Consider the following 24,096-nt stretch of genomic DNA (forward strand, 5'->3'; position numbering starts at 1 on the left):
CCGGACTCCTTTCTTATGGGGTTGCGCTCGGGGCATCCGTGGCGGCCAGGCTGGCCGCCGCGACTTCGCGTAGACCGTCCGTGACCGCGCCGTCGGTACTCAGTGGCGCGAGTATGCAGGCGTCAGCCGCATCCAATTCGGTTGCGCCGGCGGCGATCAAGTGCGCTGCCGTGACCAACACCCTGGTCGACGGGGGCTCGAAGTGAAAGGCTTCGTCGGCGGTGCGGATGGCAACCGCGCATCCGACCAGCCGCCGTGCCATCGCTATCGGAATCCCGGCTTCGGCGACAATCACTTCGGCCTCGCGCTCGGGCGGCAGATACCTCATCGTGAGGGTGACGAACCGCTGGCGGAAGGACGGTTTGAGCTCCTTGAGCGAGCTGCGATATGCCGGGTTGTAGGAACACACCAGCATGAAGGTGTCCGGCGCGGTCACGACTTCGCCGGCTCGATCGAGATACAGCGACCGGCGGTGATCGGTGAGCGAATGCAGGATGGCCAACGAGTCGTGGCGAGCTTCGACGACTTCGTCGAGGTAGCAGATCGCGCCGGCTTTGACGGCCCGGGTCAGCGGGCCATCGGTCCAGACCACGTCGCCACCGGTGACCATGAAGCGCCCGACGAGATCGGAGCTGGTGAGGTCGTCGTGGCAACTGATGGTGACGACCGGTCGTTGCAACAGCAGGCCCATGTGTTCGACGAATCGGGTCTTGCCGCAACCGGTCGGGCCGGTGAGCATCACGGGCATGTGCTGGCGGAAGGCCTGCTCGAATAGCTGAACTTCGTTGCCGTTTGCGAAATAAAGGTCCGTGGCGGCGTTCATGCGGCGACCAGTTCACGGTGGACGTGAGCCAATACCCTCGGGAGCTCCTCTACGCGTCGGATCCGTTGCGACCGTCTGGGCCCGAACACCTCGGGAAGGGGATCAACCCGGGTCGGTCCGACGCCGACGTAGTACATCGACACACCGGCGTCGTTCGCCTCCTCGACGGCGTGCGCGGCATCGGCCCAGGCGTAACGACCTTCATAACCTTCGTCGGAGATGAGACCGTCGCCGATGACGATCAGCAGGCGCCGCTCTGAGGGCTGCGCCAGGAGCCGGCTCGTCAGGTGGCGCAGTGGCGCACCGAGTCGCGTGTACCCCCGGGTGGACAGGCCCAGTCCGCTCGGCGGCACAAACCGGCGGTCGTCGAAGTCCTTCAGACACCGCACTTCGACCCGATGACGAGTGTTGCCGGTGAACACGAAGACACCATGACGCTCGCGGGCCAGCGTCATGGCCCGCGAGAGTGCATCGGCACAGGCCAGTTCGAGTTGGAAAATGCGACCGCCGTGTACCCCTAACGACGAACTGCCGTCGAGTAGCAACGCTGTGGCGACGTCGCGGCTGGTGGGCAGCAAGTCGCGGAAGAGCCGCGGCTCCTTGGCCTCGCCGGTGGACAGGTCGATGTAGTGGTTGACGTATTGGTCGACATCGAGGTCGGATCCGTCTTCGAGGCGGTTCGTCATCGCACGATGGGTGTGTTCTTCGAACCACTTGCGTACGTCGACGGCAACCGGCACCGGACGGCGAATGCGGCGGCCGTCCGCATGTTCGATAACGGCGACGTGGTCCTGCATGAACTGCTTGGTCCACATGTTCCATTCGGGGTAGGGGATACCGGGCCGATGTTTCGGCGTGACGTCGAAATCGTTGTCTTGGGGCCGGCTCGGGGGCGGCAGGTTGGGGTTACGGACGCCTCCATCGCCGCCGACGGGAACCGAGTACGGCCGCGGCAGCCGTTTCTGCGTGCTAGTCCAGGGCATCCGGCCAAAGCTGCGGCGCAATTTGTCGGTCAAGCCATGCGGCGCCGTAAGGGCCAGCGGCAGATGGCCCAGCAGCGGGTGGACCGTCAATGCCTGGCCGGTGTTCGCCAACGCGATTGCCCGGCTGAGCATTTCCGCGGCATCCATGTCACCGGCTTCGACGTGGACCTCCGGGAGTAGTCGCTGGACCTCGGGGAGCAGGCCCGGCCACCGCGACGCGATCCACCCTAGCGCGACACCGGCTTCGACAAGCGTGAGTGCGCGGAGTTCGCGAGCGGACAGCTCGTTCAGCCGGTATTCGGTGATCCGCTCTTTCGACGGCGAACATTGCAGGGCTACACCACATGTCAGGGTCCTGCGTGTCCAGTCGGGTATCACGGGGTACGGCACATGAACGAACGTCAGCGCCGCATTCAAGCCGAAGCCACGACGGTCACCGGTGACGAGCCGGACGCCCTCGCGACGCTGCTCACTGAGTGCGACCGCCGTCACGGAACAACTCCGCTCCAGCGCCATCGCGTGGGTTTCGGAAGGCTCAGCCATGGTCTGAATCTCGCGCAGGCAGGTCGCCCGGTTGGTGGGCCGCGCGCTCAGAACGTTCCGATGTTGGAGAACATCCAGTACCAGAACCAGATGATCAGCCCGGTGCCGCCCCACGCGGCGACGTAGCGAAGGATCTCCCACACATAATCCACGATCTGACCTCCTAAGTGACGAGCTCTGGCGCTTTTTGATTGAAGTCAACGGTCACAATCCGTATTCAGTCGGAGAAGAGTTCGCGATTGACCGTGTGCAGGTAGGGGATTGCGAGGAATGGAGTGATGTAGAAGATGTCGTAGAGCCACCAGCCGACGACTGGCAAGACGACACCGGCGAAGCGCACGTCGGCGAACATGGTCATGTTGAAGACGTAGGTAATCCAAATGACCACGCCCATCCAGCACGTGATGACCATCCACTGGTGGCCCCAGCGTTTCATCTGCAGGAATCCGATGGCGGCGGCGATTCGCATGGTGAAGACGGTCAGGATGAGACCGACTTCCATGGCTTTTTCACCAGGTCCGGCGGCACCGCCGACCCACAGCTCGTTGTAGTGCCAGAAGTAGCCGGCGTCGAACATGTTGCCCCACCCGTTGAGCAGCACGCGGGCCAGCAGAGTATGGCTTGCCACCAGGTCGAGTGCCCACCCCACAGTGTTGATGGCGGCATCGATGATGACGAGATAGCCGAGCAAGGTGACCAGCATCGGGCGAACGGAGAGGCCACCTCGCTGGGCCCGGCGCAGCAACCGAACTCCCCAGAGGAACAGCGGCAACCCGAAGACGCCCAAGGCCGCGGTGCCGATCAGGAGACTGCCCGAGATAAGCCATTTGTCGGCCTGACGCTGCGCAAGTTGTGACCGTTCCAAGTGCTGGTCGAACGTCAGACCCTCTGCTGCGCGGCCGGTTTCCGCCGAGGCCCTTCCGATGCCGCCGGCAATGCGCTGTTGCAGTTTCGGCAGATTCACAATCCTCCGCGTCATCGAGGCCGATTGGGTACGTTAGTGAACTATACAGACTGACTGTAGTCAGCGTAAAGCGTTGGCACCGGCGCGCGAGATGTTGGCAACGTGACAAGAACATCCGCGGATGCCACTACGGAGTGGACGACTTACTCAACCCCAGCGGACAGGAATTGCGACATCTGATCGATTACTTCTATCGGACGGGTTTCGGCCTGCGGCGTGAAGATGACGCAGTCCGCTCCCAGGTCGACAAGGGTGTCGATATCATCCGTCGCGATAACGCCCGTGGCTTCGCTCATTCCGCAAAGTTCGGCGGCATCGTGGCCGACCTTCTCGGGGCTGGCCGCGTGCACGGCGACCAGTTCGAGATCTGGTCGTTCAATGATCGTTTTCAGCGAGTGCCGGCCGACGTTGCCTGTTGAGAACTGGATCACCCTGCGCACTGCTCGCCTCCCTCTTGTTCGACCGGTCAGTTCGTTGCCGCTAGCTGGCGACGCCGATCAAACCGAGGCGCGAAAACGTGTCGCGGACGCCTTCCTTCCAGTGCTGCGAGCACTTGCCGATGAGTTGCTCACGGCGGGTGTTGTCTGACCAGAAGCTGTCGAAACTGACGGGCGACTCCACAAAACTTGCGGTCACCCCCGTCAGTTCGGCGACGTATTCACCCATCTGCTGGTCCGTGACGGGGTCATCTCCGCCCCAGTTGACGATCGTCGCAGGGACAGTGGCGATTTCAAGCAACTTGTGCGCTTGGTCGGCGATGTCGACACCGCTGATGGGTGACCCGATGTTGTGGTAGCCCACCGGAGTGAGCCAGGGTTGCCCATTCTTGAAGGTCTGGTATTGCATGACGGGAAGTCCGCCATGGCCCGTCCAGCTGTACCCAACGTTCATCCGGGCGATGGTGGTGGGGAGGTCCAACATACGCGCGGCGGCGCGGACGCTGCCCTCGGAGGTGATCTTTGCGATCGGATAGACCTCGGCATAGCTGGCGAGACCACCGAGCGGGTCGGTCTCTGCGTAAGCGTGGTTGGGATGATCTGCGTGAGGCTTATAGACACATGTGCTGGAGACGTGCAGAAACGCCTTTGCGTTGCGGCAGTGCTGCATCAGCAGTGCAGATCCTTCTGCGTTATTGGTAATGGCTTGGTCGTAGTCCGGGCTGAGGTTCAGGGCCGAATGGACCACATGGGTGAAGTCGTTCGGCAGCAACGAGTTGTCGCCCGTGTCCATATCCCATAGGCAAGTCTTGATTCCGAGCGCCTCGAGTTCCGCCCTTCGGTCTGGATTGCTGAACCGCGCCGCGATCCACACCTCATTGTGCTTGGCGAAGTCCTCGGCAATCGGGCCGGCGATCTGACCTGTGCCTCCGGTCACGAGGATCTTGCGGTCTTGCAGCATGCAGCAACCCCTTCACGCGCCGATGAGACACCTAAGTCACTGACTGTACTCAGTAGAGATGCACAGTCGTCAAGAGGAGCGGGCATTCGAAATCAGCTCGCGTGCCGGTTCGCGCCGTTCCTCCGCAACATGGCTGGCATTCCTACTGACACGAGTCAGAGGGGAATCGTTGACACCATGTTGACGAGGTGCCTACGCTCAGCGAGCGTTCAGTCGCTGTCGGTGCACCATAGGAGTAGCAATGACGCTGACCCAAGAATCTACAGTCACCGGAAAATCGCCGACCGAGAAGAAGTACCGCGTTATCCAATGGGGCGTCGGCAACGTTGGAACGGTGGCGCTCCGCCACTTTGCGCATAACCCGGCCTACGAACTGGTCGGGGTGCTCTGCAATCGTCCGGAGAAGGTCGGCAAGGACGCCGGCGAGCTTTGTGGCAAACCACCGACCGGCGTGCTCGCTACCGACGACAAGGCGGTCATTGAAGCGCTCGATGCGGACTGCATCTTCTACGCGCCGCTGTGGTCTGATCCCGACGAAGTCTGCCGACTGCTGCGCGGCGGGAAGAACGTGGTCGCGTCGGGCGGCGCGTGGTGGTACCGAACCGAGCACAGCAAGGCCGATATCGACAAGATCCACGCCGCGTGCCTCGAGGGCGGCACATCGTTCTACGCCGGTGGTGTCAATCCCGGTTTCGCGGGCGACCTCCTTGTCCTGACGTTGGCGCGGATCGTAAGCCAAATCGACACCATCCACATCTATGAGGTCGTGAATTTCGGCAGGGACACCCTGAAGTACTTGTTCGAGATGGGGATGGGCAGCGATCCGGCCGGCTTCGAGGATGGCCCGAATCTGCTGGGACAAGCCTGGCCGCTGTTCGCACAGTCGATGGCGATGATCGTCGAGAACATGGGCAAAACGGTCGAACGGTACACGACGGAGGTGGAGCTCGGCGTCGCCACGCGGGACATTCCCTTCGAAGGAGGCGAGACCAGCGACATGCCGGGCTTCAAGGGAGTGATCAAGGCGGGTACCGTCGCCCGCCAGCATCACAAGTGGACAGCGTGGGTGGAGGGTCGGCCGCTCATCGTCTTTCACGAGATCTACACGATGGACACCTACGATGCCATTGAGCCACAGGAGGATTGGCCTCAGCACTATCACTACCGGATCGTGATCGAGGGTGACTCATCCACGGAGCTGATCCTCCAAGGGGCGCAGGACCCTGACGGCGGCTACGCGCTGCCCGGCTACACCTGGACCGCGATGGGCCCCGCGAACGCGATCCCCGCCGTCTGCGACGCCCCGCCGGGCTTCATGTCCCACAATGAACTTGGACTCATGCCGCTGCGCGGGGTGATACGCCCGTGACGCGGGTCAGGGCCTGATGCTCCGCAACGTTCGCGCGACATAATCTTCCAGCAAACTGTGGCCAGTCGGCCAATGGTTCGTGGTGATCAACAGAGCGTAGAGCCCCAGCAGGAAGAACACCGCACTGTTCATGGAATTGACGTGCGGGTCCGTCTCGCCGCGTTCTTGAGCAAGCGCGATCTCCTGGGCGACCAAGACGATCAAGGGGTGGTCCCTGCCGTCTTCGGTTTGCGGCCGGGTTTGCGAGAAGTGCAGTGCGAGAAAGTCATTGAAGAGCAGATCGCCCAGCCGACGTTCCAATCCCACCACGAGGCGGACGGCCTCGTTCAAGGCTGACGCCAGGTCGTGCTTGGATTTCAAGAATTGCGCGAACTGCTTGGCGATACGGTCCTCTTCGCGCCGCTCCAACTCGAGCAGAACGTGCTCCTTGGTCGGGAAGTGGAAGAAGAAGGTTCCATGGGCGACACCTGCCGCCGCCACAATGGTGCTGACGTCGGCTTCGGCCATCCCGGCCCTGGCGAACTCGGCGATGGCGGCGCCCATTAACCGTTCCTTCGTCTGCAGGCGCTTTGCCTCGCGCGCCGAGAGCCTGTCCGTTACGGCCATTTCTATCCTCACAGTTGACTCGACTCATGCCAGAGTGCCGAGGTTAACCAGACCATTATGCCGTGTTCCGGCCAGAATGGCTTGCATAACTTGGTCATTCTTGGATCATCTCGAGCGCCGCAGACCCCGGTCCCTGATCTTCATTGACTTTAGTCAGCAATATTCATAGATTGAACTGCGCACATACCCGCATGGTCAAAGGAGCCCGGCATGGCATTGGAGCAGTTCCGGCTCGATGGACAGGTCGCAATCGTCACTGGAGCCGGGAAGGGCGTCGGCGCGGGCATTGCGCGGGTCTTGGCGGAGGCGGGTGCCACGGTCGTCGGGACCGCACGCACCGAGGCGGATATCGTTGGCACGATTCAAGGCATCGAGGCGGCGGGCGGCAAGGGGCTGGCACTCGTGGCCGACGCGATGAGTCGTCCCGACGGAGAGCGGGTCGTCAACTCCGCGATGGAGCGGTTCGGCCGCATCGACGTTCTCGTCAACAATGTCGGTGGGTCGACCTACGCGAGGTTTCTGGACATCACCGACGAAGACTTTCGGCACACTTTTGACTGGTGTGTGACTTCGGCATTCATCATGAGTCAGCTCGCCGCCCCGCACATGCTCAATGCCGGGCACGGTTCCATCATCAATATCTCGTCGGGCTCGGCGCGGTTCGGCATCCGCGCGCTGACCGCCTATTGCGTGGCGAAGGGCGGCCTCGAAGCGCTTACCCGCGCGATGGCACAGGAACTGGCACCGAAGATTCGCGTCAACGCCATCGCCCTGGGTTCGTTCGCCACCGACGGCCTGAAGGGCAGCCTGGATCTGATGCCCGGGTCGCTGGAGAAGATGCAAGAGGCCACACCGCTGCACCGCTTGGGCGACGTCGAGGACCTCGGGCGGCTCGCGGTATATCTCTGCACCCGCGATTGTTACGCAACCAACGCGACGTTCCACGTCGACGGCGGGATCGACTCCAACAATTCGCCGCTGCCGATTCCTGACTACTGACCCGCGCCGCGATTGAACGCGCCATGATGGGTCATCACCCGCCGCTGGAAGGATGAGGGGTAGCCGTGCGCAGAGTCATTCAATTCTCCACCGGGAATGTGGGCCGGCATTCGTTGCGGGCCATTATCGGTAGACCGGACCTCGAATTGGTCGGCGTGCACGCCGCCAGCGCCGAGAAGATCGGCCAGGATGCAGCGCAGTTGTGCGGACTGGACGAACCGACCGGCGTCATCGCCACCGACGACGTCGATGCGCTGGTGGCCCTCGGCGCCGACTGCGTGGTTTACACGTCTCAGGGCGAAACTCGCCCGATGGAAGCCATCGAACAGATGGCCAAGTTCCTTGCGGCGGGCACCAACGTCGTCGGCACGTCGATGGTCTGGCTCGTCGCGCCCCGCCACGCCGACGACTGGCTGCGCGAGCCCTTGGAGCGCGCCTGTGCGGCCGGCAACACCTCGCTCTACGTCAACGGCATCGACCCCGGCTTCTCCGGCGATACGCTGGTGCACTCGGCGGCCAGCCTGACCACGCGGGTCGATTCGATCACCGTGCAGGAGATCTTCGACTACGGGAACTATGACGATGCCGAGTTCACCGGAGCGGCAATGGGATTCGGGACGACGCCGGACGACGACTCGCCGATGATGTTCCTGCCCGGGGTGATCGTGTCGATGTGGGGCGGTCAGGTCCGCAGCCTGGCGGACGATCTCGACATCAAACTGGACGACGTGCGCCAGCGCGTCGAACCCTGGTACACGCCGGAACGAATCGAGTGCACGATGATGACGGTGGAGCCGGGACAGATGGGCGCGGTGCGCTTTGCCACCGAGGGCGTGATCGATGACAAGCCGGTGATCACCCTCGAGCACGTCACCCGGCTCACCCAGGCCGCGGCTCCGGACTGGGAGTTCCCGCCCGAGGGGCACACTGGCGTACACCGCGTCATCGTGGAGGGCGAACCGCGGGTGGAAATCAACACCCACGTCTCCCACCCTCTCTTCGATTCCACTGATGCGGGCTGCATTTCGACGGCGGGCCGGGCCGTCAATGCGATCGACTGGGTGTGCCGCGCGCCCCAAGGACTGATCGGGGTGGAGGACATCCCGCTGTCCACGACGATGCGTGGCCTGATGTGGAACGAGCGGTAGCCGGGTGACACCACATCCGGGACGTGTTGCCGGTAAACGCATTCTGATTACCGGTGCCGCCCGGGGGCTGGGGCGCAGTCACGCGCTCCGGCTTGCCGAGGAGGGCGCCGACCTGATCCTGGTCGACATCTGCCGATCTCTGCCGGAGATCGAATATCCCTTGGCCACAGAGCAAGACCTTGAGGAGACGGTGCGGCTAATTGGTGAGTTCGGCCGCCGCTGTGTGAGTCGGGTCGTCGACGTACGCGACGGGGCCGAGCTCCGCGAGGCCGTCGATGACGGCGTCGCGGTCCTCGGCGGTTTGGACGGCGCCGTCGCCAACGCCGGCGTGCTGACGGTTGCGCCCTGGGACAAGACAACTTTCGAGGACTGGCGCACGGTGGTCGACGTGAACCTTATCGGCGTGTGGAATACGTGCGCCGCGGCCATACCCCACCTGCTCGACCAAGGCGGTGGCAGCCTGGTCAATATCAGCTCTGCCGGCGCCATCAAAGGCTTTCCGTTGCAGCTCCCTTACACGGCCGCGAAGCATGGTGTCGTGGGTTTGACCCTGGCGTTGGCCAACGAACTGGCCGCCCAGAATGTTCGGGTCAACTCGGTGCATCCGACGGGTTCTCCGACCGGCATGATCCCGCCGTCGATCGGCGCCGCTCTGGGCGAATTGCGGCCCGACCTGATCCCCATCTTCGTCAATGCGATGCCCACTCCGGCCATCGAGCCCCTAGAGGTCAGCCACGCGGTGCTGTTCCTGCTATCCGACGAGTCCCGCTATGTGACGGGATTGCAGTTCAAGGTCGACGCCGGCGTGACGATCAACTGATTGGGTTCCAGAGGCCCGCCACTCGGTCCGACCGCGTATCGCAGTTCCGCGGGCCATGGCAACAGCCGCCGTTCACCCACCGATATCGCATCGACGATGAGGGCGACATGACGTCGCCAGGCGATCACGAACAGCTGAAAGCCGCGCCGACGCCGTCCGGCGGCGGCGCCGGCTTCAGGCAGCCGAATGGCTCGATGCCCGAGGGGCTCAATCGGGCGGCCGACTGGTGGGCATAGTTCACGCAATACAGTCCGGTTTGATCGGCCCGGCACCGATTATCGCCGAATGACAGCGAATCACCGTTCGCCAGCTCCGAACCGTTGCCGTTGATGAACGGGCCGGGATCGGCGCGCGACGCACCCACCTGCAGATTCAGGCCGTCAAACGTCACCCAACCGCCCTGCCAGTTGCCGTAGGAGGTCGCGGGCGCGGGCGGCGGATTGGTCAGGCTCACCAGACACAGCAGGGCGGCACCCGTGTGTTTGGAATCGGTCATGCAAGATGCTTTGCCGGCGACGGCCGTGAACGCGATGTCATTGCCGAGCGGCGTGGTCGCACCGTCGCGAATCGCGTTGTGATACTGACCGGGGTCCGCGGGACGGCCTGCTTCGATCCACCCGATGACGTCGGCGATCGCGGTGCCAGGCGTCGGCGCGGCCGAAGGCGCGGGTGGCTTGCTTCCCGACGGGCCGGATGCAGCGCTCCTCGATGTCTGAGTTTGCTGGGACTGGCCGCCGACCGTGTGAGAACACCCGGCGATCAGTAACGACAATGCGAGCAGCGCGGCGATCCGCATTCAGCCAGGCTAAACCGCAATGCCCGCAAATAAGGCGCTGCGCGCGCGTTACGTCCGTCATGTCGGCTAACGTCGGGTTATGCATCAGCGCACCGTCCGCGCACGCACGACCATCGGCACCGTGGAAGGGTTCACCCGCGACGGCGTCCACCGCTGGCGATCCGTCCCGTATGCCCGGCCACCGGTCGGGCCTCTGCGATTGCGCGCGCCCCAGCCGGCGCAACCGTGGTCGGGTGTGCGGCACTGCCACGGCTTCGCCAACTGCGCACCCCAGCAGCGCCGCTACACCATGCTCGGTGTCGGCCGGTACCAGCCGATGGGGGAGGACTGCCTCACCCTCAACGTCGTCACCCCCGAGACCCCCGCCGAAGGGCCGCTGCCCGTCATGGTCTTCATTCACGGCGGCGGCTACATCCTGGGCAGCTCGGCCACGCCGCTTTACGACGGTGCGGCGCTGGCGCGCCGTGGCTGCGTGTACGTATCGGTGAACTACCGGCTGGGCGCGTTGGGTTGTCTCGACCTGTCGTCCCTCTCTACCCCGGACATCACGATCGACAGCAACTTGTTCCTGCGCGACCTCGTGATGGCGTTGCGCTGGGTGAAGGACAACATCTCCGCATTCGGCGGCGATCCGGACAACGTCACCATCTTCGGGGAGAGCGCCGGAGCGCACATCACCGCCACCCTGTTGGCGGTGCCCGCCGGCGAAGGGCTGTTCTCCCGGGCAATTTCGGAGAGCCCGGCCTCCGGCATGGTTCGGTCGCGAGAGACCGCGGCGGAGTTCGCGACGCGCTTCGCCGCACTCCTGGGCGCACGACCACAGGACGCCGCCGAGGCCCTGATGCAGGCGTCGCCGATGCAATTGGTGGACACCCAGCACCGGCTGATCGACCAGGGCATGGAGGACAGGTTGGGCGCCTTTCCGATCGGCCCGGTCGCCGGCGACGACGTCGTGCCCATCGATCCGGTCGAGGCGATGCGCGGTGGGCACGCGCACCGGGTGCCGCTGATCGTGGGTACAAATGCCGAGGAGGGTCGCCTGTTCACCCGGTTCCTCAAAATGCTGCCGACCAATCAAGCGATGATCGAAGAGCTGCTTGCTGACGCGGAACCAGATGCGCGCGAACGCATTACGTCCGCGTACCCGGATTACCCCGCGCCATCGGCGTGCATCCAGCTCGGCGGTGACTTCGCCTTCGGTTCGGCGGCCTGGCAGATCGCCGAGGCCCACAGTGCGCACGCGCCCACCTACCTCTACCGGTACGATTACGCCCCCCGTACGCTGCGCTGGTCGGGCCTGGGCGCCACCCATGCCACCGAGTTGCTGGCCGTCTTCGACGTCTATCGCACCCGATTCGGCGCCCTGTTGACCGCCGCGGCCGATCGGCGCGCCGCGCTGCGGGTCAGTAACCAGGTGCAGCGGCGGTGGCGTTCCTTCAGCCGGCACGGTGCGCCGGGCGACGACTGGCCCACCTACACCACCGCCGACCGTGCCGTCATGGTCTTCGACCGCAAGAGCCGCGTCGAGTTCGACCCGCATCCGCACCGCCGGATTGCCTGGGATGGCTTCTCCCTGGCCCGGTGACCTGGCACGCTGACCCTCATGCATGGCGACACCGCAGAAGTCATCGAACGACCCGCCGACCTCACCGCCGCATGGCTGGAAGCGGCGATCGGAGCCGGACCCATCGCCGACTTCTCGGTCGAGCGCATCGGCACCGGGCAGATGAGCGAGTGTTACCGCGTTCGGCTCAGCTACGCCGATGCCGCGGAGGCGCCCGGCAGGCCCGGGTCGGTGGTGCTCAAGGTGGCGGCCACCGACCCGGTGAGCCGGCAAACGGGGCTGGCGCTGGGCCTGTACGAACGCGAGGTGCGCTTCTATGGCGACATCGCGCCACGCCTGGGCGGGCCGATCGCGCCCTGCTACCACGCCGCCGTCGACACCTCGACGGGCGCGTTCGATCTGCTGCTGGGCGATGCCGGGCCGGCGGTCGTCGGGGACGAAATCGCAGGCGCGACAGCCGAACAGGCGCACCTCTGTGTCGTCGAGCTGGGGCGGCTGCATGGCCCGCTGCTGGGCGACACCGCGTTGGCCGAGGCCCCGTGGCTGAACCGCGAATCGCCGCTCACCCAGGCGATGATCACCCCGCTGTATGCCGGGTTCATCGACCGCTACGGCGACCAGATCGCGCCGGAACACCGCATGGTGTGCGAACGCCTGGTCGCATCCTTCGACGGTTACCTGGCCGCCGAGTCGGCGCCCGACCGCATCCGTGGGCTGATGCACGGTGACTACCGCCTGGACAACTTGTTGTTCGGCACCGCCGGGGCAGACCGCCCGTTGACGGTCGTTGATTGGCAGACGGTTTCCTGGGGGCCGGCCCTGACCGACCTGTCGTACTTCCTCGGCTGCGCGTTGCCGACCCGGGACCGCCGGGAGCAGTACGACGCTTTGCTGCGGGCTTACCACGAGGCGCTGGGGCCCGCGGCGCCCCTCACGCTCGCCGACGTCGCCGAAGGCGTTCGCCGGCAGAGCTTTTTCGGTGTGATGATGGCGATCGTCTCCTCGATGCTGGTGGAGCGCACCGAGCGCGGCGACCGGATGTTCATGACGATGCTGCAACGGCACTGCGACCACGTGCTCGACACCGACGCGCTGGCGACCCTGACCGCCGCGCAGACACCCGAACCCCTGCGGCCCACGGAGGAGGACGAGGGCGCGCACGCGCCGACCGCCGAACCGCTGTGGAGCGAGAGCTGGTATGCCGACTTCGCCGATGCGGCACAGGGATTGGGCGGCTGGTTCCGCCTCGGCCTGATCGCCAACGAACAGAAGGCGTGGGTGCACGCGCTGCTGTGCGGCCCCGACATGCCCACCGTGGCCGTCGACGCGCAAGTACCGCTGCCGGCGGATCCGTGGAACGTGCGCACCGACTCCTTCGAGCTCGGCCACTCCGCGACCACCGCGCTGCAGACCTACCGCGTCGACCTGCACGCGCGCGCCCAGGCTTACCGCGATCCGTCGGCGTTGTTGCGCGGGGAGCCCGGCAACCCCGTCGAAATGACGATGCGCTTGGTGTGGGACACCGACGGCGTCCCGTACAAGTACCGGTTGACGACGCGTTACGAGATCCCGTGCCGCGTCTCGGGCACGGTCACCATCGATGACGCCAGCCACCGCGTCGAGTCGGTCCCCGGCCAGCGCGATCACTCGTGGGGGGTCCGCGACTGGTGGAGCATGGACTGGATCTGGAGCGCGCTGCACCTGGACGACGGAACCCATCTGCACGGTGTCAGCATCCGCATTCCCGGCGCACCGGCCTTCAGCATCGGCTACTCCCAGGATGCCGAGGGAACGGTCACCGAGCTGCAGACGGTGGATTCACGAGAGTCGTTCGGCGAGAACGGGTTACCGCTGGGCGCCACAATGGCGCTCGACCCCGGCGCGATCACCGCGGACGTCGAGGTCCGAGGCCACGCGCCGGTGCGTCTGACCGCCGCGGACGGGCGGGTGAGCCAGTTCCCGCGGGTCTGGGCGACCGTCCGGACGGTCGACGGACGCAACGGCGTCGGCTGGTTGGAATGGAACCGCAACCTCGCGTCCGAGTGAGCGGACGGGCTCCCGTCGTGGTGATGGGTGTTTCGGGATCGGGGAAGTCGACCGTGGGGGTGGCGCTCGCCCGGCGTTTGCGGGTTCCCTTCGTGGACTCCGACGCCCTGCACCCACCGGGCAATATCGCCAAGATGGCGGCCGGTGAACCGCTGGACGACGACGACCGCTACCCCTGGCTGGACAAGGTCGGCGAGTGGTTGGCCGGCCACCGCGACGGAGGCGTGGTGAGTTGTTCGGCGCTCAAACGCGCATACCGCGACCAGTTGCGCACGCACTGCCCGCAGGTCGAATTCCTGCACCTCGCCGGTTCGCCGGCACTCATCAGCTGCCGACTGACCGTCAGGATCGGTCATTTCATGCCGGCCGCGCTGCTGCGCTCGCAATTCGACGCGCTGGAGCCGCTCGGCGCCGACGAGTCCGGCGTGACCGTCGACGCCGGTCAGGGCGTCGATGCGATCATCGACGCCTATCTAAGCGGCAGCGGGTGAGCTGTCAGGAAAGCTTGCGACGACCGGTTTTGACCTGCTCCCCGAGTCGTTCGCGCGCGGTGTCCGCCAGGTAACCACCCCGAGCGCGGGCCGTGTCGGCGAGGTAGCTGCCCCGCGCGCGGGCGGTTTCGGCGAGGTCCTCACCGCGATCCAAGGCCGTGCTCGCCAGTTCTTCGCCACGCTTGCGCGCCTTCTCGGCCAGCTTCTCGCTGCGCTTGCGCGCCTTCTCCGCCAGCGGCGCGGCCCAGTCGGCGGCTTCGTCGGCGAGTTCCTCGCCGCGCTTGCGGGCCTTCTTGGCCAGGGGCGCGGCTCGTTCGGCGGCTTCGTCGGCCAACTCCTCGCCGCGCTTGCGGGCCTTCTTGGCCAGTGGCTTGCTTCGTTCGGCGGCCGTGCTGGCGAATTCGCGCCCGCGTTCGAGGGCGGCCTCGGCGTACGGCGCGCCTCGCTCGGCGGCGGTTCCGGCCAGTTCGCGGCCGCGTTCGGCGCCGATTTGCAGGCCGTGCACGATCTTCTCGCCCAACTCCGAGAAGTCGGTCTCGAATGCGCCGTCGTCCGAACCCGGTAGCGCCGACGACACTCGCTCGGAGAGCCGTTCGGCCGCCCGGCGGCTGCGCCACCCGAGCGACGGCTTGCCCGCCGTGTCGGCCGACGCGATCAACAATCCGCCCACCAGGCTGAGGTCGGTGAGGAACTGCTGGCGCTTCTGAGCTTTCGCCTCCGGGTCGCTTTCGTTCCAGAACGAGTGCGCCCCGAGGTTGGCCGGTAGCACCGTGAACGCGAGGGCGGCCGAGGCGACGCGCGGCAGTTTGCCGGTGGCCAGCAACAGGCCGCCGCCGATCTGGACGGCGGCAGTGATTTGTGCGACCGTCTCGGGGTCGCTCGGAATGCTGCCGCTCACCGAATTCGGCAGCGCCTGCAAACCATCCACCGCGGGGGCGGCGGCTGCCGCCGCCGATTTGGGGTTCAGCAGGGAATTGACTCCTTGGCCGATGAAAGCCACTGAAAGCAACGGGCGCGCGATTCTCCGGATCAACATGGCCGGTGGATTACCCGACTCGTTGGCGAACAAACCGTCCCACCGATACGCCCAGCTGAAGCGCCGTGGCGGGCGACACCGATAGGGTGAACGCGTGAGGGCGTTGATCATCGTCGACGTGCAAAACGACTTCTGCGAGGGCGGCTCGCTGCCGGTGACTGGAGGCGCCGCCGTGGCGCCCGCCATCAACGACTATCTGGCCGGCGAGCCGGGCTACCAGCACGTCGTAGCAACCCAGGACTCGCACATTGAGCCAGGCGACCATTTCTCCGACCGGCCTGATTATTCCGCGTCATGGCCCCCGCACTGCATCGCCGGAAGCCCGGGTGCGGACTTCCGGCCCGACCTCGACACCAGCCGGATCGAGGCGGTCTTCCGCAAAGGCGCCTTCGCCGCGGCATACAGCGGTTTCGAGGGCGTCGATCAGAACGGGACCCCGCTGTTGGACTGGTTGCGGGAGCGTGGGGTCGACGAGGTCGATGTGGTCGGCATCGCCACCGACCAGTGCGTCCGGCGCACCGCCGAGGACGCCGCGCGGGCGGGCCTGTCCACCAGGGTGCTGATGAACCTGACCGCGGCCGTGTCGCCGGACTCGGCCGCCGCGGCGCTGGGGGAAATGCGGTCCGCGGGCATCGAGGTGGTCGGGGGACCGTGATGGGGGTGGCGCCGGATCGGGAACATCTCCTGGCCGCCGTCGAGCGCTCGCCGCAGGCGGCCGCCGCACACGACCGAGCCGGATGGGTGGCGTTGTTCACCGCCGACGGCCGCGTCGAGGACCCGGTCGGGTCCCGGCCGCACGTCGGGCAGGGACAGATCGGCCGCTTCTATGACACCTTCATCGCTCCGCGCGACATCAAATTCCATCGCGACCTCGACATCGTCTTCGGCACCGTGGTGCTGCGCGACGTCGAGCTCGAGGTTGCGATGGGCCCGGCTGTCACGATGTACATTCCCGCGTTCCTGCGCTACGACCTGCGAGACACCGACGGAGAGTGGCGCATTGGAGAACTGCGGGCCTATTGGGAACTGCCCGCGATGATGCTGCAATTCCTGCGAACCGGATCACGCGCGGTGTTGCCCGCCCTGCAACTGTCGCGGTGCCTGTTGAGCAATCAGCGGGTGCGCGGCACGACCGGCTTCATGACCGGATTCCGGCGGGTGGGTGCGCGGCACAAGAAACTCGCCGAGGCGTTCCTCGGTGCCGCCGCGCGGCAAGACCGGGTCGCGGCTGCTCGTGCGTTATCACCCGGCGCCACAATAACTCTCGGCGACCACGATGCCCTCGACCTTTCGGAACTCGTCGAGCAACTGACCGGCGGCGGTTCGACCAAGACGATCGGCGCAGGCCCCACGGTGACGATGTCGGTCAACTCCGGCCATGGGCGGGGAATTCTCTTCGCCGACATGGCCTGGCGGGGTGATGCCATCAACCGGATCCGGTATTTCCCCGGCTGATCGCGACGCCGGTCAACGCAGCACCATCAGCGCCAGTGATGCCCCCGACATGCACAGGTACGCTCCCGGAAACGCGATGTTGTACAGGACGTGGGCCCGCAGGTGCGTCACCACCGCGCCGACAAAGAACAGCACCAGGCCGGTGGCGGCAGCGATCCCCAAGGCGGGCAAGCCCACCAGGCCGACGATCAGCCCCGCCGCGCCCGCCAGCTTGACCGACCCCAGCGCCGGCAGCCACGAACGCGGCACCCCGACTTCGGCCGAGTTCGCCAGGACGAAACCCGCCGGGATGAGATCGGCCACGGCGATCGCGGCGGTGATGGCGGCGGTAAACAGCGTAATCACAACGTATGCGGTGTTCATCTGTGTCAAATCCTTGCCGGACAGCCGGTTTTGCGGCGGCGAGCCGGATGGTCGCGGCACGCGCTGCGGCGCACAATCGATAAGGTCATGGTGCTGGCCTCCTTTGCAACAGAGAGCTCGATGGACGCGGTCATCTTCTTGACGGCTCCTGTGCGGAAAAGGTGACCCATGAGCGCCCCGAAAAATCTGGCCGATCTCGCCCGACGTTTCAACGCGGACCGGCGACACCTCAGGTCGGTCGCGTTACAGCTGCTGGGGTCGGCGGCCGACGCCGACGACGCGGTTCAGTCGGCGTGGCTGAAGGCCAGCCGTGCCGACTTCGGTGCGGTCGACAACCTCACCGGCTGGTTCACCACGATCACCGCCCGCGAGGCCCTCGACCAACTCCGCGCGCGCAAGCGGCGTGCGGAACAACCGCTCGCCACCCCCGACGAACTGGACCGGATCGCCGCGACCGCGTCGGCGTCAGCCGACGAGGAAGCGCTACTGACGGAGTCGGTGAGCAACGCGCTGCTCGTGGTGCTCAACCGGCTCTCGCCGGCGCAGCGCGTCGCGTTCGTGCTGCACGATGTGTTCGCAATTCCCTTCGAGGTGATCGCCGGCCTGCTGGAGCGGTCGCCGGATGCCGCGAAGAAGCTGGCAAGCCGGGCGCGTGCGCGGGTGGCCCACCCGGGCGGCGAGCCCGAGCGCATGGCGAAGCACCTCGAGATCGTGGAAGCGTTCCTCGCGGCGTCCCGCGGCGGTGATATCGCCGGCCTGCTCGCGCTGCTGGCCCCGGACGTTGTTCGCAGGGTCGACCGGGCACTGGTGCCCGACGACGTGCCGACTGAGCTGGGCGGCGCCAGGCAGGTCGCGGAGGAGACCCGTCGGTTCGCTCTCCGGGCACGCGCCGGCGCGGTCATGCTCATCGACGGGGTTCCGGGCATCGCGATCGCGCCGCACGGGCACGCTCAGGCACTGCTGCTGATCGCCGTCGGAGCCGACGACCGCATCCACGCGATCGACATCATCGGGGACGCCGGCCGCGTTCGTCGGGCCGTGCTTGCCCTTCCGAGTTGGCCGATCAAGCAACACCACACCAGCATCGGGTACCAAGGACATCAGAAACCGGCGGCCGGGCGACCGGCACCGGGGCGAGAACGGAAGCACCATGCTCGATAAGCCGTTCGGGCGGCGCGGCCTGCTGCGCGGTGCCGGCGCGCTCACCGCGGCATCGCTGGCGCCGTGGGCCGCCGGCTGCGCTTCCGAAGAAGACGCGTTGACCTTCTTCTTCGCGGCCAATCCCGACGAACGCGATGCCAGGGTCCGCATCGTCGACGAGTTCGTGCGCCGCAACCCTGACATCAAGGTCCGCCCGGTGCTCTCGGCCCCGGGCGTGATGCAGCAGCTGTCGACGTTCTGCGCCGGCGGAAAATGCCCGGATGTGTTGATGGCGTGGGACCTTACCTACGCCGAGTTGGCCGCCCGGGGCGTGCTGCTGGACCTGAACACGATGCTGTCCCGCGACCAGGCCTTCGCGGCCCAGCTGAAATCGGACGGCATCGGGGCGCTCTACGACAGCTTCACGTTCAGCGGAGGCCAGTACGCATTCCCGGAGCAATGGTCCGGAAACTACTTGTTCTACAACAGGCGGCTGTTCGCCGAGGCCGGGGTGCCGCCCCCGCCCACAACGTGGCAACAGCCGTGGAGCTTCACCGACTTCTTGAACACCGCCACCGCGCTCACCAGGCGTGATCGCTCCGGGCGGGTGACCCAGTGGGGCTTCGTGAACATGTGGTTCTCCTACTATTCGGCCGGGCTGTTCGCCATGAACAATGGGGTGCCGTGGTCCACCCCGCTCAAGAACCCGACCCACTTCAACTTCGACAACGACGCCTTCATCGAGGCGGTGCAGTTCTATGCCGACCTGGCCAACAAGTACAAGGTCGCGCCCAATGCGTCCGAGGTTCAATCGATGTCCACGCCCGACCTTTTCGCCGCGGGCAGGGCGGCGATGGCGATGGGCGGCCACTGGCGTTACCAGACCTTCATCCGGGCCGAGGGCCTGGACTTCGATGTCACCTCGTTGCCGGTGGGGCCGCGCCGGCAGGGGCAGCCCGCCCATTCCGACATCGGTTCCACCGGATTGGCCATCTCTGCGAGCAGTCAACGCAAGGAGCAGGCATGGGAATTCGTGAAATTCGCGACCGGGCCGGTCGGGCAGGCGCTGATCGGTGAATCCAGCCTCTTCGTGCCCGTGTTGCGATCGGCGCTCGGCTCGGCCGGATTCGCCAAGGCCCACCGGAACCTCGGCAACCTCGCCGTTCTCACGCAAGGACCGGCGTACTCCGAAGGACTGCCGGTCACTCCGGCGTGGGAGAAGATAGTCGCCTTGATGGACCGCACCTTCGGACCCGTGCTGCGTGGATCGCGGCCCGCCACGTCGTTGGCCAGTCTGTCGCCCGCCATCGACGAGGTGTTGCGAACCCCATGACCTCAGTCGATGGCAGCGCGCGCGCACCCGCCAAGGGCGCGGGTCCATGGCGGCGGCGCGCCCGCGCCGGCCGCTTTTTCGTGGCGCCGAACCTGGCCGCCGTCGCGGTATTCATGCTGTTTCCGCTCGGATTCTCCCTGTACATGAGCTTTCAGCGGTGGGATGTCTTCCGACCCCCTAAGTTCGTGGGCCTGAAGAACTTTCAAGAGCTGTTCACCTCGGACCCGCTCTTCCTGATCGCCATCCGAAACACCGTCGTCTTCACCCTCGGAACGGTCGTGCCCACCATCGTCGTCAGCCTCGCCGTGGCCGGCGTGCTGAACCGAAAGGTCAGGGGCATCGGCGTTTTCCGCACCATCGTCTTTCTGCCGCTGGCCATCTCGTCGGTCGTCATGGCGGTCGTCTGGCAGTTCGTCTTCACCACGGACAACGGGTTGCTCAACATCATGCTGGGCTGGGTCGGGATCGGCCCGGTCCCGTGGCTGGTCGAGCCCCGATGGGCGATGGGCTCGCTGTGCATCGTCAGCGTGTGGCGCAGCGTGCCGTTCGCCACCGTCATCCTCCTCGCGGCGATGCAGGGCGTTCCCGAAACCGTCTACGAGGCCGCCCGAATCGACGGGGCCGGCGAGATACGGCAGTTCGTGTCCATCACGGTGCCGCTGATCCGTGGGTCGATATCATTTGTGGGCGTCATCTCGATCATCCACGCGTTCCAGGCTTTTGACCTGGTTTATGTCCTCAACGGCGCGAACGGCGGTCCCGAGACCGCCACGTATGTCCTGGGCATCATGCTGTTCCAGCACGCGTTCTCCTTCCTGGAGTTCGGGTACGCGTCAGCGCTGGCGTGGGTGATGTTCGCCATCTTGCTGGTGCTGACCGTGGTGCAGCTGCGGATCACTCGGCAACGGTCTTGGGAGACTTCTCGTGGCCTCAGCTGAGCGGATGTTCACGCGCAATGTCGTTCGTAGCCTGCTGGTTTACACCGCGCTGCTCGTCATCGCTTGGTGCTGGTTGTTCCCGATAGCCTGGGCCGTGTCCGGCTCGTTGAAGCGGGAAGGCGAGATCATCGAGCCGAGGCTGCTACCGGCGCACCCGCGCTGGTCCAACTACACCGAGGTCTTCTCGTTGATGCCGTTCGCGCGGATGTTCTTCAACACCGTGCTGTACGCCGGGTGCGTGACCGCAGGGCAGGTGTTCTTCTGCTCGCTGGCCGGATACGCCTTCGCACGGCTGCAGTTTCGCGGCCGCGACACGCTGTTCGTGTTATACCTTGGCACGTTGATGGTTCCGCTGACCGTGACCGTGATCCCGCAGTTCATCTTGATGCGGACGGTCGGGTGGGTCGACACGCCCTGGTCGATGATCGTGCCGGGCTTGTTCGGCAGCGCATTCGGCACCTACCTGATGCGGCAGTTTTTCCGAACGCTTCCGACCGACTTGGAGGAGGCGGCGATACTCGACGGTTGTTCCCCGTGGCAGATCTACTGGCGGATCCTGTTGCCCCACGCCCGCCCCGCGGTGATGGTGCTCGCCGTGCTCACCTGGGTCAACGTCTGGAACGACTTCCTCTGGCCGCTGCTGATGCTCCAGCGCAACAGCCTGGCCACGCTGACGCTCGGCCTGGTGCGGCTGCGGGGCGAGTACGTCGCGCGCTGGCCGATCATCATGGCGGCTTCGATGTTGATCATGCTGCCGTTGGTCATCATCTATGCGATAGCGCAACGGTCCTTCGTCAGGGGAATCGCCGTCTCGGGGCTGAACGGATAACCCATGGCCTCAGTGACTTTCGAGCAAGCGACGCGGTGCTACCCCGGAGCCGACCGCCCGGCCCTGGACAGCCTCGACCTGGACGTCGGCGACGGCGAGTTCGTCGTCCTGGTCGGTCCGTCCGGATGCGGTAAGACCACCTCGCTGCGGATGGTGGCCGGGCTGGAATCGCTGGACTCCGGGCGCATCCGGATCGGCGACCGCGACGTCACCACCGTCGATCCCAAGGACCGCGACGTCGCGATGGTCTTCCAGAACTATGCGCTCTACCCGCACATGACGGTCGCGCAGAACATGGGCTTCGCCTTGAAGGTCGCGAAGACACCGAAGGCCGAGATCCGCGACCGCGTCCTGGACGCGGCGAAACTGCTCGACTTGCAGCCCTATCTGGACCGCAAGCCCAAGGACCTCTCCGGTGGGCAACGCCAGCGGGTGGCCATGGGTCGCGCGATCGTCCGCCGGCCACAGGTCTTCTTGATGGACGAGCCGCTTTCCAACCTCGATGCCAAACTGCGCGTGCAAACCCGCAACCAGATCGCGGCACTGCAGCGGCGGCTCGGCACCACCACGGTGTACGTCACCCACGACCAGGTCGAGGCGATGACCATGGGCGACCGCGTCGCCGTCCTGCGCGATGGTGTGCTGCAGCAGTTCGCCGCGCCACGCGAGCTGTACCGCAACCCGGTCAACGTCTTCGTCGCGGGATTCATCGGGTCGCCGGCCATGAACCTGTTCACCCTGCCGATAATCGATTCCGCTGTGTCGCTGGGGGATTGGTACATCCCACTACCCCGAGAGCTCACCGACAGTGTGGGTGAAGTCGTCGTGGGGGTGCGCCCCGAGCATTTCGAACTGGGCGCGCTCGGTGTCGAAATGGAGGTCGACGTGGTCGAGGAGCTCGGGGCGGACGCCTATCTCTACGGCCGAATCACCGGCTCCGGCAAGGTCATTGATCAGCCGGTCGTTGCCCGAGCCGATGCGCGCCGGCCTCCGGAAAAGGGCAGCCGGGTGCGCCTGCACCCGGAACCGGGGCACCTGCACTTCTTCGGTATCGATGGCCAGCGAATCTGTTGAGGGGGTAGCGCTATGGCGGCGGTGAGTACGTCCCGTGCCGACCTGGTGTGTGAGGGCGGCGGGGTTCGGGGGATCGGGCTGGTCGGCGCGGTCGACGCGCTGTCCGGGGCCGGTTACCGGTTTCCCCGCGTCGCGGGTAGCAGCGCGGGCGCGATTGTCGGCTCGCTGGTCGCGGCGCTGCAGGTCGCGGGCGAACCGCTGAGCCGGCTGGCGGAAATCATGCGGTCCATCGACTACCGGAAGTTTCTGGATCGCAGTCTGATCGGGCATGTGCCGCTGATCGGTGGGGGACTGTCGCTGTTGGTGTCGGACGGTGTCTACCGGGGGGCGTACTTGGAACGGCTGCTCGCGGGTCTGCTCGCTGATTTGGGTGTGCGGACGTTCGGTGACTTGCGCACGGGCGAACAGCCGGACCGGTTTGCCTGGTCGCTCGTGGTGACAGCCAGTGACCTGTCCCGACGCCGGCTGGTGCGCATCCCGTGGGACCTCGCCTTGTATGGCATCGACCCCGACGACTTTTCGGTCGCCCGTGCCGTGCACGCCTCGTCGGCGATCCCGTATGTGTTCGAACCCGTCCGGGTGGGCGGAGCCACCTGGGTCGACGGCGGCTTGCTGTCGGATTTTCCGGTTGAGCTGTTCGATCGGCCCGATGCGGAGCCGCGATGGCCGACATTCGGCATCCGGCTGTCCGCGCGTCCCGGCATTCCGCCCACCCATCCGGTTCATGGGCCAGTTTCGTTGGGAATCGCGGCGATAGAGACACTGGTGAGCAATCAGGACAACGCCTACATCGACGATCCGTGCACCGTCCGGCGCACCATCTTCGTCCCCGCCGACGAGGTCAGCCCGATCGACTTCAACATCACCGTCGAGCAACGCGAAGGCCTGTATCAACGAGGATTGCAAGCAGGCCAACAGTTCCTGCTGACCTGGAATTACCCGGACTACCTGGCGGCGTGCGGCGGCCCGGTGAAAGGCACTGACTAACAGTCAGATCCCGTGTCGACCGTTATCCGCGCGCGCAGCGGATCTCATCGAGACGATGTCCGACCCGCTCGACGTCGGTCGGCAACGGCAACTGGTTGGTGACACGGGTGATTTCCACCCCGATATCAATGGGGCTGATCGGCCAGAATTGACGCCTCATGAGTTTGCTTGCGATGGCGCTGATCTCGTCGTCACAAAGTCGTCGGCGGGCCAAGGCCGCCGGGGGCGCATATCCGGTCGTCGGCATGCCGGCGGGGTAGCCGGCCCGCACGAAAGCCACGATGCTCGACACCCAAAGGGCCAGGTCCATATTCCCACCTCGCTCACCGCCGCGATGCAAAAGAGCGGCAGTCCTTACGACTAGCAACGTACCATCGCCAACGTCATCAGC

At 65.7% G+C, this 24,096-nt stretch carries 24 protein-coding genes and 1 pseudogene; 15 read left to right on the top strand and 10 right to left on the bottom strand.

Features of this window, described 5'->3' with window-relative positions:
• Positions 1-13: 13 nt before the first annotated feature.
• From A5678_RS05885 to A5678_RS05905, 5 genes and pseudogenes are all read right to left on the bottom strand, one after another.
• On the bottom strand, positions 14-823 hold the full coding sequence (locus tag A5678_RS05885; protein ID WP_068039823.1) for a CbbQ/NirQ/NorQ/GpvN family protein: 810 nt from the start codon (positions 821-823) through the stop codon (positions 14-16).
• On the bottom strand, positions 820-2,349 hold the full coding sequence (locus A5678_RS05890) for a nitric oxide reductase activation protein NorD (RefSeq protein WP_068039825.1): 1,530 nt from the start codon (positions 2,347-2,349) through the stop codon (positions 820-822). The genes A5678_RS05885 and A5678_RS05890 overlap by 4 nt, the downstream gene beginning before the upstream one ends.
• A gap of 217 nt (positions 2,350-2,566) precedes the next feature.
• On the bottom strand, positions 2,567-3,274 hold the full coding sequence (locus A5678_RS05895; RefSeq protein ID WP_156746780.1) for a hypothetical protein: 708 nt from the start codon (positions 3,272-3,274) through the stop codon (positions 2,567-2,569).
• A gap of 191 nt (positions 3,275-3,465) precedes the next feature.
• Positions 3,466-3,753, bottom strand: a pseudogene (locus A5678_RS05900) (dihydrodipicolinate reductase); the annotation flags it as partial.
• Positions 3,754-3,793: 40 nt separating this feature from the next.
• Positions 3,794-4,711, bottom strand: coding sequence for an NAD(P)-dependent oxidoreductase (locus A5678_RS05905; protein WP_068039837.1), 918 nt, complete (start codon positions 4,709-4,711; stop codon positions 3,794-3,796).
• 241 nt (positions 4,712-4,952) lie between these two features.
• Between A5678_RS05905 and A5678_RS05910 the strand changes: the two genes are divergently transcribed.
• Entirely contained in the window at positions 4,953-6,080 is a 1,128-nt protein-coding gene (locus A5678_RS05910; RefSeq protein WP_068039839.1) for a dihydrodipicolinate reductase, read from the top strand.
• Between the two features lie 6 nt (positions 6,081-6,086).
• On the opposite strand, the gene A5678_RS05915 is transcribed toward A5678_RS05910, so the two are convergent.
• On the bottom strand, positions 6,087-6,686 hold the full coding sequence (locus A5678_RS05915) for a TetR/AcrR family transcriptional regulator (protein ID WP_068039841.1): 600 nt from the start codon (positions 6,684-6,686) through the stop codon (positions 6,087-6,089).
• A 210-nt stretch (positions 6,687-6,896) separates the two neighbouring features.
• Between A5678_RS05915 and A5678_RS05920 the strand changes: the two genes are divergently transcribed.
• The 3 genes from A5678_RS05920 (at position 6,897) to A5678_RS05930 (ending at position 9,653) form a co-directional block, all read left to right on the top strand.
• Positions 6,897-7,685 (top strand): SDR family NAD(P)-dependent oxidoreductase, encoded by a 789-nt coding sequence (locus A5678_RS05920; protein ID WP_068039843.1) that lies wholly within the window; start codon positions 6,897-6,899, stop codon positions 7,683-7,685.
• Between the two features lie 65 nt (positions 7,686-7,750).
• On the top strand, positions 7,751-8,833 hold the full coding sequence (locus A5678_RS05925) for a dihydrodipicolinate reductase (RefSeq protein ID WP_068039845.1): 1,083 nt from the start codon (positions 7,751-7,753) through the stop codon (positions 8,831-8,833).
• Between the two features lie 4 nt (positions 8,834-8,837).
• Entirely contained in the window at positions 8,838-9,653 is an 816-nt protein-coding gene (locus A5678_RS05930) for a mycofactocin-coupled SDR family oxidoreductase (RefSeq protein ID WP_068039848.1), read from the top strand.
• Between the two features lie 124 nt (positions 9,654-9,777).
• Here the strand turns inward: A5678_RS05930 and A5678_RS05935 are convergent, their stop codons facing one another.
• Positions 9,778-10,449: a hypothetical protein gene (locus A5678_RS05935; protein ID WP_068039853.1), complete on the bottom strand. Its 672-nt coding sequence runs from the start codon at positions 10,447-10,449 to the stop codon at positions 9,778-9,780.
• A gap of 79 nt (positions 10,450-10,528) precedes the next feature.
• Between A5678_RS05935 and A5678_RS05940 the strand changes: the two genes are divergently transcribed.
• The 3 genes from A5678_RS05940 to A5678_RS05950 are packed head-to-tail and all read left to right on the top strand — an operon-like array spanning position 10,529 to position 14,550.
• Complete coding sequence (locus tag A5678_RS05940; RefSeq protein WP_068039854.1) at positions 10,529-12,034, top strand: carboxylesterase/lipase family protein; 1,506 nt, start codon at positions 10,529-10,531, stop codon at positions 12,032-12,034.
• Between the two features lie 18 nt (positions 12,035-12,052).
• Entirely contained in the window at positions 12,053-14,059 is a 2,007-nt protein-coding gene (locus A5678_RS05945; RefSeq protein ID WP_068039857.1) for a phosphotransferase, read from the top strand.
• Positions 14,056-14,550, top strand: coding sequence for a gluconokinase (locus A5678_RS05950; RefSeq protein WP_068039859.1), 495 nt, complete (start codon positions 14,056-14,058; stop codon positions 14,548-14,550). Before A5678_RS05945 ends, A5678_RS05950 begins: the two co-directional genes overlap by 4 nt.
• 4 nt (positions 14,551-14,554) lie before the next feature.
• Here A5678_RS05950 and A5678_RS05955 read toward each other — a convergent pair whose 3' ends face one another.
• Positions 14,555-15,586, bottom strand: a complete 1,032-nt coding sequence (locus A5678_RS05955) for a DoxX family protein (RefSeq protein ID WP_068039899.1) — start codon at positions 15,584-15,586, stop codon at positions 14,555-14,557.
• 94 nt (positions 15,587-15,680) lie between these two features.
• On the opposite strand from A5678_RS05955, the gene pncA reads away from it, so the two are divergent.
• The gene (pncA, locus tag A5678_RS05960; protein ID WP_068039861.1) at positions 15,681-16,241 is read left to right on the top strand and encodes a pyrazinamidase PncA; all 561 of its coding nucleotides are present in this window, start codon (positions 15,681-15,683) and stop codon (positions 16,239-16,241) included.
• The gene (locus A5678_RS05965) at positions 16,241-17,041 is read left to right on the top strand and encodes a ketosteroid isomerase family protein (RefSeq protein WP_068039863.1); all 801 of its coding nucleotides are present in this window, start codon (positions 16,241-16,243) and stop codon (positions 17,039-17,041) included. The genes pncA and A5678_RS05965 overlap by 1 nt, the downstream gene beginning before the upstream one ends.
• A gap of 12 nt (positions 17,042-17,053) precedes the next feature.
• On the opposite strand, the gene A5678_RS05970 is transcribed toward A5678_RS05965, so the two are convergent.
• Positions 17,054-17,404 carry a DoxX family protein gene (locus A5678_RS05970; protein WP_068039901.1) on the bottom strand — a complete coding sequence of 117 codons (351 nt, stop codon included), beginning with the start codon at positions 17,402-17,404 and terminating at the stop codon, positions 17,054-17,056.
• 168 nt (positions 17,405-17,572) lie between these two features.
• Here A5678_RS05970 and A5678_RS05975 point away from each other — a divergent pair, with 168 nt between their 5' ends.
• The 6 genes from A5678_RS05975 to A5678_RS06000 are packed head-to-tail and all read left to right on the top strand — an operon-like array spanning position 17,573 to position 23,705.
• A complete protein-coding gene (locus tag A5678_RS05975; protein ID WP_068039865.1) occupies positions 17,573-18,565 on the top strand; it encodes a sigma-70 family RNA polymerase sigma factor in 993 nt (330 codons plus the stop codon).
• Positions 18,555-19,877, top strand: coding sequence for a sugar ABC transporter substrate-binding protein (locus tag A5678_RS05980; RefSeq protein WP_068039866.1), 1,323 nt, complete (start codon positions 18,555-18,557; stop codon positions 19,875-19,877). The genes A5678_RS05975 and A5678_RS05980 overlap by 11 nt, the downstream gene beginning before the upstream one ends.
• Positions 19,874-20,815, top strand: coding sequence for a carbohydrate ABC transporter permease (locus tag A5678_RS05985; RefSeq protein ID WP_068039869.1), 942 nt, complete (start codon positions 19,874-19,876; stop codon positions 20,813-20,815). The genes A5678_RS05980 and A5678_RS05985 overlap by 4 nt, the downstream gene beginning before the upstream one ends.
• Positions 20,802-21,644: a carbohydrate ABC transporter permease gene (locus tag A5678_RS05990; protein WP_156746778.1), complete on the top strand. Its 843-nt coding sequence runs from the start codon at positions 20,802-20,804 to the stop codon at positions 21,642-21,644. The genes A5678_RS05985 and A5678_RS05990 overlap by 14 nt, the downstream gene beginning before the upstream one ends.
• Before the next feature lie 3 nt (positions 21,645-21,647).
• Positions 21,648-22,718, top strand: a complete 1,071-nt coding sequence (locus A5678_RS05995) for an ABC transporter ATP-binding protein (protein WP_068039872.1) — start codon at positions 21,648-21,650, stop codon at positions 22,716-22,718.
• 12 nt (positions 22,719-22,730) lie between these two features.
• Positions 22,731-23,705, top strand: coding sequence for a patatin-like phospholipase family protein (locus A5678_RS06000; protein WP_068039873.1), 975 nt, complete (start codon positions 22,731-22,733; stop codon positions 23,703-23,705).
• Between the two features lie 22 nt (positions 23,706-23,727).
• Here A5678_RS06000 and A5678_RS06005 read toward each other — a convergent pair whose 3' ends face one another.
• A complete protein-coding gene (locus A5678_RS06005) occupies positions 23,728-24,015 on the bottom strand; it encodes a DUF3349 domain-containing protein (protein WP_068039874.1) in 288 nt (95 codons plus the stop codon).
• Positions 24,016-24,096 lie beyond the last annotated feature (81 nt).

The sequence above is a fragment of the Mycobacterium sp. E2733 genome, assembly GCF_001667585.1.
In the GTDB taxonomy this organism is placed as follows: domain Bacteria; phylum Actinomycetota; class Actinomycetes; order Mycobacteriales; family Mycobacteriaceae; genus Mycobacterium.

What these genes read in the sequence shown, in the direction of transcription:
- A5678_RS05985 (WP_068039869.1), top strand. Translation starts at nt 19,874, where the DNA reads ATGACCTCAGTCGATGGCAGCGCGCGCGCACCCGCCAAGGGCGCGGGT.
- A5678_RS05995 (WP_068039872.1), top strand. Translation starts at nt 21,648, where the DNA reads ATGGCCTCAGTGACTTTCGAGCAAGCGACGCGGTGCTACCCCGGAGCC.
- A5678_RS05940 (WP_068039854.1), top strand. Translation starts at nt 10,529, where the DNA reads ATGCATCAGCGCACCGTCCGCGCACGCACGACCATCGGCACCGTGGAA.
- A5678_RS05910 (WP_068039839.1), top strand. Translation starts at nt 4,953, where the DNA reads ATGACGCTGACCCAAGAATCTACAGTCACCGGAAAATCGCCGACCGAG.
- A5678_RS05905 (WP_068039837.1), bottom strand. Translation starts at nt 4,711, where the DNA reads ATGCTGCAAGACCGCAAGATCCTCGTGACCGGAGGCACAGGTCAGATC.
- A5678_RS05965 (WP_068039863.1), top strand. Translation starts at nt 16,241, where the DNA reads ATGGGGGTGGCGCCGGATCGGGAACATCTCCTGGCCGCCGTCGAGCGC.
- A5678_RS05970 (WP_068039901.1), bottom strand. Translation starts at nt 17,404, where the DNA reads ATGAACACCGCATACGTTGTGATTACGCTGTTTACCGCCGCCATCACC.
- A5678_RS05945 (WP_068039857.1), top strand. Translation starts at nt 12,053, where the DNA reads ATGCATGGCGACACCGCAGAAGTCATCGAACGACCCGCCGACCTCACC.
- A5678_RS05935 (WP_068039853.1), bottom strand. Translation starts at nt 10,449, where the DNA reads ATGCGGATCGCCGCGCTGCTCGCATTGTCGTTACTGATCGCCGGGTGT.
- A5678_RS05920 (WP_068039843.1), top strand. Translation starts at nt 6,897, where the DNA reads ATGGCATTGGAGCAGTTCCGGCTCGATGGACAGGTCGCAATCGTCACT.
- A5678_RS05885 (WP_068039823.1), bottom strand. Translation starts at nt 823, where the DNA reads ATGAACGCCGCCACGGACCTTTATTTCGCAAACGGCAACGAAGTTCAG.
- A5678_RS05955 (WP_068039899.1), bottom strand. Translation starts at nt 15,586, where the DNA reads ATGTTGATCCGGAGAATCGCGCGCCCGTTGCTTTCAGTGGCTTTCATC.
- A5678_RS06005 (WP_068039874.1), bottom strand. Translation starts at nt 24,015, where the DNA reads ATGGACCTGGCCCTTTGGGTGTCGAGCATCGTGGCTTTCGTGCGGGCC.
- A5678_RS05890 (WP_068039825.1), bottom strand. Translation starts at nt 2,349, where the DNA reads ATGGCTGAGCCTTCCGAAACCCACGCGATGGCGCTGGAGCGGAGTTGT.
- A5678_RS05975 (WP_068039865.1), top strand. Translation starts at nt 17,573, where the DNA reads ATGAGCGCCCCGAAAAATCTGGCCGATCTCGCCCGACGTTTCAACGCG.
- A5678_RS06000 (WP_068039873.1), top strand. Translation starts at nt 22,731, where the DNA reads ATGGCGGCGGTGAGTACGTCCCGTGCCGACCTGGTGTGTGAGGGCGGC.
- A5678_RS05980 (WP_068039866.1), top strand. Translation starts at nt 18,555, where the DNA reads ATGCTCGATAAGCCGTTCGGGCGGCGCGGCCTGCTGCGCGGTGCCGGC.
- A5678_RS05915 (WP_068039841.1), bottom strand. Translation starts at nt 6,686, where the DNA reads ATGGCCGTAACGGACAGGCTCTCGGCGCGCGAGGCAAAGCGCCTGCAG.